Source organism: Rhodococcus sp. NPDC055112 (assembly GCF_053607505.1).
The window spans coordinates 39,541-48,071 of record NZ_JBSGTR010000042.1 but is presented as its reverse complement, the minus strand read 5'-3'; the positions used below and the strand labels follow the sequence as shown (position 1 = coordinate 48,071).

The 8,531-nt window shown below is 68.6% G+C and carries 6 protein-coding genes; all 6 read right to left on the bottom strand.

Going from position 1 to position 8,531, the window contains the following annotated elements:
• Positions 1-49 precede the first annotated feature (49 nt).
• Positions 50-1,471, bottom strand: coding sequence for an adenylosuccinate lyase (purB, locus tag ACWFRB_RS18135; protein WP_077043904.1), 1,422 nt, complete (start codon positions 1,469-1,471; stop codon positions 50-52).
• Between the two features lie 61 nt (positions 1,472-1,532).
• Positions 1,533-2,153 carry a TetR/AcrR family transcriptional regulator gene (locus ACWFRB_RS18130; protein ID WP_452642497.1) on the bottom strand — a complete coding sequence of 207 codons (621 nt, stop codon included), beginning with the start codon at positions 2,151-2,153 and terminating at the stop codon, positions 1,533-1,535.
• A gap of 76 nt (positions 2,154-2,229) precedes the next feature.
• A complete protein-coding gene (locus ACWFRB_RS18125) occupies positions 2,230-3,399 on the bottom strand; it encodes a pyridoxal phosphate-dependent aminotransferase (protein ID WP_452642496.1) in 1,170 nt (389 codons plus the stop codon).
• Positions 3,400-3,527: 128 nt separating this feature from the next.
• Positions 3,528-5,111 (bottom strand): GMC oxidoreductase, encoded by a 1,584-nt coding sequence (locus ACWFRB_RS18120; protein WP_452642495.1) that lies wholly within the window; start codon positions 5,109-5,111, stop codon positions 3,528-3,530.
• Between the two features lie 319 nt (positions 5,112-5,430).
• Positions 5,431-7,020, bottom strand: coding sequence for a GMC oxidoreductase (locus tag ACWFRB_RS18115; RefSeq protein WP_397514621.1), 1,590 nt, complete (start codon positions 7,018-7,020; stop codon positions 5,431-5,433).
• Positions 7,021-7,267: 247 nt separating this feature from the next.
• A complete protein-coding gene (gene purD / locus ACWFRB_RS18110) occupies positions 7,268-8,521 on the bottom strand; it encodes a phosphoribosylamine--glycine ligase (protein WP_452642494.1) in 1,254 nt (417 codons plus the stop codon).
• Positions 8,522-8,531 lie beyond the last annotated feature (10 nt).

The following is an 8,531-nucleotide window of genomic DNA, read 5'->3' as shown; positions in this document are numbered from 1 at the left end:
GGTTGACGAGTGTCTGGACTCGTCAACCGCGCACAGGCGGCGGAGCCGCCTAGAGGATGGGCGACGGCGAGTACTTCGCCGCCTCGGGGTTCTGCTCCACCAGCAGGCCGACCCTGCGGACCACGGTGGCAACCTGGGACTCGGCCGCGCCGATGAAGGCGGACTTGTCGGCCAGCGCGGCGTCCAGCTGCGCGCGGTCGAGCGGGAAGCGGTCGTCGGCGGCGAGGCGGTCGAGCAGGTCGGGCTCGCGGCCGTCCTCGCGCATCGCCAGCGCGACGGCGACCGCGTGCTCCTTGATGACCTCGTGCGCGGTCTCGCGGCCGGTGCCCGCGCGCACGGCGGCCATCAGCATCCGGGTGGTGGCCAGGAACGGCAGGTACCGGGTGAGCTCCTTCTCGATCACCGCCGGATACGCGCCGAACTCGTCGAGCACGGTCAGGAAGGTCTCGATCTGTCCGTCGATCGCGAAGAACGCGTCCGGCAGCGCCACCCGGCGGACCACCGAGCAGAACACGTCGCCCTCGTTCCACTGCGCGCCCGCCAGCTCCGCGGCCATCGACGCGTAGCCGCGCAGCACGACCTGCAGGCCGTTGACGCGCTCGCAGGAACGGGTGTTCATCTTGTGCGGCATCGCGGACGAGCCGACCTGGCCGGGCTGGAAGCCCTCGGTGACCAGCTCGTGGCCCGCCATCAGGCGGATGGTGTGCGCGAACGACGACGGGCCTGCGCCCACCTGGACCAGCGCGGACAGCACGTCGTGGTCCAGCGAGCGCGGGTACACCTGGCCGACGCTGGTCAGCACGTGCGCGAAGCCGAGGTGCTCGGCGACCTTCGCCTCGAGGAAGTCCAGCTTCTCGGTGTCACCGCCGAGCAGGTCGAGCATGTCCTGGGCGGTACCCATCGGGCCCTTGATGCCGCGCAGCGGGTACCGGTCGATCAGCTCGCGCAGGCGGGTCAGCGCGACCAGCACCTCGTCCGCTGCGGAGGCGAAACGCTTGCCGAGGGTGGTGGCCTGCGCGGCGACGTTGTGGCTGCGGCCCGCCATCACCAACGACGAGTACTCGGCGGCCTTCTCCGCGAGCCGCGCGGCGACCGCGACGCCGTGCGCGTACACGTGCTCGAGCGAACGGAAGATCTGCAGCTGCTCGACGTTCTCGGTGAGGTCGCGGCTGGTCAGACCCTTGTGCACGTGCTCGTGCCCGGCGAGGGCGTTGAACTCCTCGATCCGCGCCTTGACGTCGTGCCTGGTCACCCGCTCCCGGTCCGCGATGGAGTCGAGGTCCACCTGCTCCAGCACCCGCTCGTAGTCGGCGAGCGCGTCCTCGGGCACGTCGATGCCGAGCGAGGCCTGTGCCCGCAGCACCGCCAGCCACAGCTGACGCTCCAGCACGATCTTGTGCTCGGGCGACCACAGCTCCCGAAGGTCGGGGCTGGCGTATCGGTTGGCAAGGACGTTGGGGATGCGGCTCACGAGCGCCCAGTTTACGGCCGCCGCCCGCGGGACCGGCAGCCGCGCCACCCGGGGGGTGCGGCTACGGCTCCGGCTCCTCCGGCGGGAGCGGCGGCGCCGCGACGTCGATGACCTCCGACAGCATCTCCCTGGCCAACTGCTCGGGGTCGGGATCGGACTCGCTCAACGCCCCGACGACGGCCCCGTCCACCACGCAGATCAGCCTGCGCAGTCCCTCCTGCCGGACCTGCCGCCCGGATCGGCGCAGCACCTCACCGAGGGCGTCGTCGAACTGGATCCGCAACCGCCGCTGCACCTCTTGCAGCTGGGGGTGTCGCGCGGAGGCGATGAAGCACTCGTACCTGGCGATGAGGTGTTCCCGCGCGGCGCCCTCGATCGGGCCGACCAGCAGCTCGATGATCAGTTCGACGACGGCCGCGGCGTCGCGGTCGGCCTGCGTGATCTCGTCGATCCGGGCGCGCATGGCGTCCATCTCCCGGCTGCCGCTCAGCTCCACCGCGTGTGCGATCAGATCGTCGAGCGACTCGAAGTAGTAGGTCGTCGACGCGAGCGGCAGGCCCGCGCGCTGGGCCACCGCCCGATGCCGGACCGCCTCGAACCCGCCCTCGAGCATCAGATCGGCCGCGGCCTCCACGAGCGCCATCCGGCGTCGTTCGCCCTTGGGAGTCGCCGCGGAAGACACCCGGCCCATCGTGCCAGCGGAAGCGCTGCGCCGAGTCGGTTTCGTCGGAGCGGGTGCGGGCGAGGCCGCCGTCCCGTCAGTGTCCGAGTGCAGCACTGCGTCCCAATCTCTCCAGAGCCTCTTCCACGTCGGCCGTCGCGCCCGCGAACGAGATCCGCACGGTCCGGTCGCCGCGGACCGTGTCGAAGTCGACGCCCGGCGCCAACGCCACCCCGGTCTCCCGCAGCAGTTCCGCGCACCAGGACGTCGAATCGTCTGTGAGGTGGCCGATGTCGGCGTAGGCGTAGAACGCGCCGTCGGCAGGGGCAAGGTCCGTGATGCCCAGTTTCGGCAGCGCGGCCAGCACCAGGTCGCGGTTCGCCGCGTACCGCCGCACGTGCCCGTCCAGTTCGGTCATGGACTCGTCGGTGAAGGCAGCGACCGCCGCGTACTGGGAGATCGCGGGTGGGCACACCGTCATGTTCGATGCGAGCCGCTGCAGTGCCCGCCGCAGCCCGGCAGGCACCAGCATCCAGCCCAGCCGCCAGCCGGTCATCGAGAAGTACTTGGAGACCGAGCCGATCACGACGGCCTCGCGCGAGGTCTCCCATGCCGACGCGGTCGCCGAGGTGCCGGAACCGAACTCGATCCCGTGGTAGATCTCGTCGGAGATCAGCAGGGTGCCGTGCTCCTCGCACCAGCGAGCGAGGGCGGCGAGTTCGGTGGGGTCGATGACGGTGCCGGTCGGGTTCGCCGGGCTGGCGACGACCAGACCGGCAGGCGGCTCGTCCAGCGCCTCGAGCATCGCGACGGTCGGCTGGAAGCGGGTGTCCGGTCCGCAGTCGAGTTCGATCACGCGACAGCCGAGCGCGGTGAGCGTGTTTCGGTATGCGGGGTAGCCGGGCCGCGCCACGACGACCGTGTCACCCGCGTCGAACGCCGCGAGGAAGATCAGGGTGAAGGCGCCGGAGGAACCGGTGGTCACCACGACGTCGTCCGGATCGACCGCGATCGAGGACTTCGCGCTGTGGTAGCCGGCGATCGCCTCCCGCAGCGGCAGGATTCCGAACGTCTCGGTGTAGCCGAGTAATTGGGTGTCGAGGGCCTCGCGCGCCGCACGCAGCACTGGGCCGGGCGCCTGGGTGGACGGCTGCCCCGCGGCCAGGGTCAGGACATCGCCGTGGGTTCGGGCCCGCTCGGTGGCGGCCTTCCAGACGTCCATCACATGGAAAGTGGGGACCTGGGATCGATCGGACTCTGCTCGCACCGGGTCGAGGCTAGCGCGCCCGGGCGAATTGCCCGACCGATACCGCGACGACAGCGGCCCCGAGGACCGGATCCTCGGGGCCGCTGCCGGCAGGGGGTACTGCTATTCGGTACCGATTGTGCGCATTGTCAGTGCATGTCGCTCGCGACGATCGTGGCGATGTTCCGCTCCGCGAGAGCGGTGATGGTGACGAACGGGTTGACGCCCAGGTTGCCGGGAACAAGCGAGCCGTCCATCACGTACAGGCCCGGGTGTCCGTGCAGCCGGCCGTAGTTGTCCGTGGCCTTGTTCAGGATGGCGCCGCCGAGGGGGTGGTAGGTCAGCCCGTCACCCCAGACCTTGTACCCACCGAACATGTCGGTGCGGTAGATCGTGCCCTCCTTCGAGTTGATCTTGTCGAAGATCCGCTTCGCCATGGTGATGCCGGGCTGGTTCTGCGAGGCCTGCCAGGACAGTCCGACCTTGCCGGTCGACGAGTTGTACTGGAACTGACCACGTTCCGGGTTCTTGGTGATCGCCAGGTACAGGCTGATGAACAGGTCGGCTCCGGCCGGGAACGGCGCGATCTCCGCGAACGCCGGTCCCCCGGCGTCGTCCCAGTTGTCGATGCCCATCGTCGGGATCGACGACTGCTTGCCACCCGTCGCGTCCCACAGGTGGTTGGCCCGGGCGACCATGACGTTGCCGTTGTTGCCCCAGCCCTGGCCGACCTCGCCGGACAGGTTCGGCAGGTGACCCTGCGCCTTCATCGCCACCAGCAGCTTGCTGGTGCCGACGCTGCCCGCCGCGAAGAACACCTTGTCCGCGGTGACCGTCTTGGTCGCGACGACACCGCCCTGCTCGTTGATCTGCTCCATCTCGACGGAGTAGCCGGCCCCGCTCGGCACGACCTTGGTGACGCGGTGCAGCGTGGTGATGGTGACCTTGCCGGTCGACGCCGCCTGCGCGAGGTAGGTCTTGGGCAACGACTTCTTGCCATAGTGGTTACCGAAGATGACCTCGCCGGCGAGGGCGGACTTGGGGGCCGAGCCCGCCGCCTCCTGCTTCATGTAATTCATGTCGTACACATTGGGGACGAAAACCGTCTTGAAGCCGGATCGTTCGGCGGTCTTGCGTCCGGTCCGCGCGAACTTGTACCACTCGGTCGACTCGAACCAGGCCGGGTCGATGTTGTTGACGCCCAGACCGGCGTTCGCCCTCGGGAAGAAGGTCCCGTACATCTCGTTGGAGTCGACCGAGGGCAGCAGTTCCTCGAAGTAGCCGCGCCGGGGCGTCACGGCCATGCCGCCGTTGACCAGCGAGCCGCCGCCGACGCCGCGACCCTGGTAGACGTTGATCCCGCCCATGTTCTCGCAGTCGAGGATTCCGACGTACTTCTCGATGGGCTTGTCGATCGAGACGCCCATGAAGTGCGAGACCGGTTGCGCCGTGCGATCCCTCAGCCAGAACCCACGCTTGTCCGGCGAGGTGGTGGAGGTGAAGACCCCCGAGGTGGCCGTGCCCCAGTCCCTGCCCATCTCGACGATATGAGTGTCGATGCCCGCCTGCGCCAGCCGCAGCGCGGTCACCGCGCCGCCGTAGCCGCTGCCGATGATCAGGGCGGGCACCCGGTCACCGGTGTTGAGTGCGCGACGCGGCGATGCCGCGGCGGTTGTCGCGCTCAGGGTCGGCGCGAGGGCGACGGCGCCCGCCGCCAGGCCCGTCGCCGCCATGAACCTTCTTCGGGAGAACTGCGATTTCGTGGTCGCCGTAAAGCTTCGCGACGCTTGATGTTCGGTCAACGGAACCTCTCTGATCACGAGCCAATAAAGTAGAACTCGTTATACAGCCGTAACAGCCTCGAGATCCGCAATACCGACCGGTAATAAATCGAAAACCCGCAGCTCATACCCGAATACCCGAAATGCCTGTGCTGCAGCAATATCACCAGTACTGTTCAACGTTCTCATACGCAGGAGGCGCCCCGCGCGGGCCGAGACCCACCGCGAGGCGCCCCCGAATTTGGAGAACACGTTCACCTACGGGTCGAACCTAATGCAGATCGTTGGCCACGATCGTGGCCATGTTCCGTTCCGCGAGGGCGGTGATGGTGACGAACGGATTGACGCCGACATTGCCCGGCACCAGCGACCCGTCCATCACGTACAGGCCCGGGTATTCCGGGAGCCGCCCGAAGTTGTCGGTCGCCTGGTTCAGGATGCAGCCACCGAGGGGGTGGTAGGTCAATCCGTCGCCCCACGTCTTGTACACGCCGAACAGGTCGGTGCGGTAGATCGTGCCCTCCTTGGAGTTGATCTTGTCGAACACCCGCTTGGCCATGTTGATGCCGGGCTGGTTCTGCGAGGCCTGCCACGACAGCCCCACCTTGCCGGTCGACGAATTGTACTGGAACTGGGCACGTTCCGGGTTCTTGGTGATCGCCAGGTAGAGGCTGACCCACAGCTCCGTGCCCGCCGGGAACGGCGCGATCTCCGCAAAGACCGGACCGGCCGGGTCGGCCCAGTTGTCGATGCCCATCGTCGGGATCGACGACTGCTTGGCGCCGGTCGGGTCCCAGCCCTGGTTGGCGCGGCCGACCATGACGTTGCCGTTGTTGCCCCAGCCCTGACCGACCGCGCCGGGAAGGTTCGGCAGGTGCCCCTGCGCCTTCATCGCGACCAGGAGCTTGCTGGTGCCGACGCTGCCCGCGGCGAAGAACACCTTGTCCGCGGTGACCGTCTTGGTCGCGACGGTGTTGCCCTGCTCGTCGATCTGCTTCATCTCGACCGAGTACCCGCCGCCGCTGGCCGCGGGCGCCACCTTGGTCACCTCGTGCAGCGTGGTGATGGTGAGCTTGCCGGTGGCCGATGCCTGCGCCAGGTAGGTCTTGTCCAGCGACTTCTTGCCTGCGTTGTTGCCGTAGATGACCTCGCCTGCCAGCGCGGACTTGGCGACCTGACCGGCGTCCTCCTTCTTCATGTAGTCGAAGTCGTAGACGTTGGGCACGAAGGTCGTCTGGAATCCGGAGCGCTGCGCGGTCTTCCTGCCGACCCGCGCGAACTGGTAGTAGTCGGTGGACTCGAACCAGGCCTGGTCGATGTTGTTCACGCCGAGACCGGCATTCGCCCTCGGGAAGAACGTCCCGTACATCTCGTTGGAATCGACCGAGGGCAGGATCTCCTCGAAGTAGCCGCGCTTGGGCGTCACGGCCATGCCGCCGTTGGCCAGCGAACCGCCGCCGACACCGCGACCCTGGTAGACGTTGATCCCGCCCATGTTCTCGCAGTCGAGCACGCCGACGTACTTCTCGATGTCCTTGTCCACCGAGCCACCCGAGAAGTGCGAAACCGGCTGCGCCGTACGGGTCCTCAACCAGTAGGCCCGCTTGTCCGGGGTGAGCATCGGGGAGAAGATCTTGCCGTCGGAGCCGGGCGTCGTCCAGGCCCTGCCCATCTCGATGATGTGGGTGTCGATACCCGCCTGCGTCAGCCGCAGCGCCGCCACCGCGCCGCCGTACCCGCTGCCGATGATCAGGGCGGGCACCCGGTCACCGGTGTTGAGGGCGCGGCGCGGCGATGCCGCCGCCGAGGTCCACGAGGAGGAGAGCGCCGCGGCCCCCACCGCGAAACCCGTTGCCGCCATGAACTTCCTGCGGGAGAGCTGGGGATTGAAAGTGGTCGCTGCCTTGCCTCGCGACGCCTGGTACTCGCTCAACGGAACCTCTCTGTCAGGGCCAACAAAACTGGAACCTGTTATACGAGAGAAGTCGCACGTTACCGTTCGGTAATCCTGCCGCCGCTCACAGTCCGGAATGGATCGCGGAAACGACGGTGCGAGAACACAATCGCCGGTACTGTTTTACGCATCGATGACCTGGACCAGCGACCAACTAGATGGAGATGCGGCCCTCGACGGCGGCGAGCCCGATGTCGCGGCGGAAGTGCCCACCGGCCAGCCGGACGTCGGCGAGCTTGGCGTAGGCGTCCTCGCGCGCGCTCGTGAGGTCGGTACCGACCCCGACAACGCTGAGCACCCGGCCACCGGAGGACACCACGGCGCCGTCCTCGCTCAGGCCGGTGCCCGCATGCAGCACACCGTCCGCATCGGAACCACTGATCACGTCTCCCGTGCGGGGGCGTCCTGGGTAGTTCTCGGCGGCCAGCACCACGGTCACCGCGGCGCCGTCGCGCCAGCGCAGCGGGGCCACCTCGGCGAGGGTGCCGGTCGCGGTGGCGTTCAGCAGCTCACCGAGCGGGGACTCCAGCAGCGCCAGGACCGCCTGGGTTTCCGGGTCGCCGAAGCGGCAGTTGAACTCGACCACGGCGGGGCCGTCCTTGCCGATCGCGAGTCCGGCGTACAGCAGCCCCGAGAAGCCGCTGCCGCGCTTGACCAGCTCCGCGGCCACCGGGACGACGACCTCGTCGACGATCTGGGTCACCGTCGCCTCGGGCAGCCACGGCAACGGGGTGTAGGCACCCATGCCGCCGGTGTTCGGTCCGGTGTCGCCGTCGCCGACGCGCTTGTGGTCCTGCGCGGGCAGCAGCGGGACCACGGTCTCACCGTCGACCAGGCAGAACAGCGACACCTCCGGTCCGTCGAGGTAGGACTCCAGCAGGACCGGATGCCCGGTCTCGAGCAGCTCGGCGGCGTGGTCGCGGGCGGCGCCGCGGTCGGTCGTGACGACGACGCCCTTGCCCGCGGCCAACCCGTCGTCCTTGACCACCCAGTGCGGGCCGAAGCGGTCAAGGGCCTCGTCCAGGTTGGCGGGGCTGTCGACGATCTCGCTGTGCGCGGTCCGCACGCCCGCCGCCGCCATCACGTCCTTCGCGAACGCCTTGGAACCCTCGATCCGCGCGGCGTCGGCGGACGGCCCGAAGCACGCGATCCCGGCCGCGCGGACGGCGTCGGCGACGCCGACAACCAGCGGCACCTCGGGGCCGATCACGACAAGGTCCGCGGCAACCTTCTGAGCCAGTGCCACCACGGCCTCCCCGGACGCGACGTCCACGGGGTGCTGATCGGCGATCTTGGCGATCCCGGCGTTGCCGGGTGCGGCGAACAGAGCCGTCACACCCGGGTCGCGCCCGAGGGCGAGAAGAAGGGCATGTTCACGGGCTCCGGAGCCGATAACGAGTACGCGCACGGACCTCAGA

Bases quoted from the DNA above. Each gene is read 5' to 3' on its own strand.
- ACWFRB_RS18120 (WP_452642495.1), bottom strand. From the start codon at position 5,111: ATGGCGGCGACGGGCCTGGCGGCGGGCGCCGTCGCCCTCGCGCCGACC.
- ACWFRB_RS18115 (WP_397514621.1), bottom strand. From the start codon at position 7,020: ATGGCGGCAACGGGTTTCGCGGTGGGGGCCGCGGCGCTCTCCTCCTCG.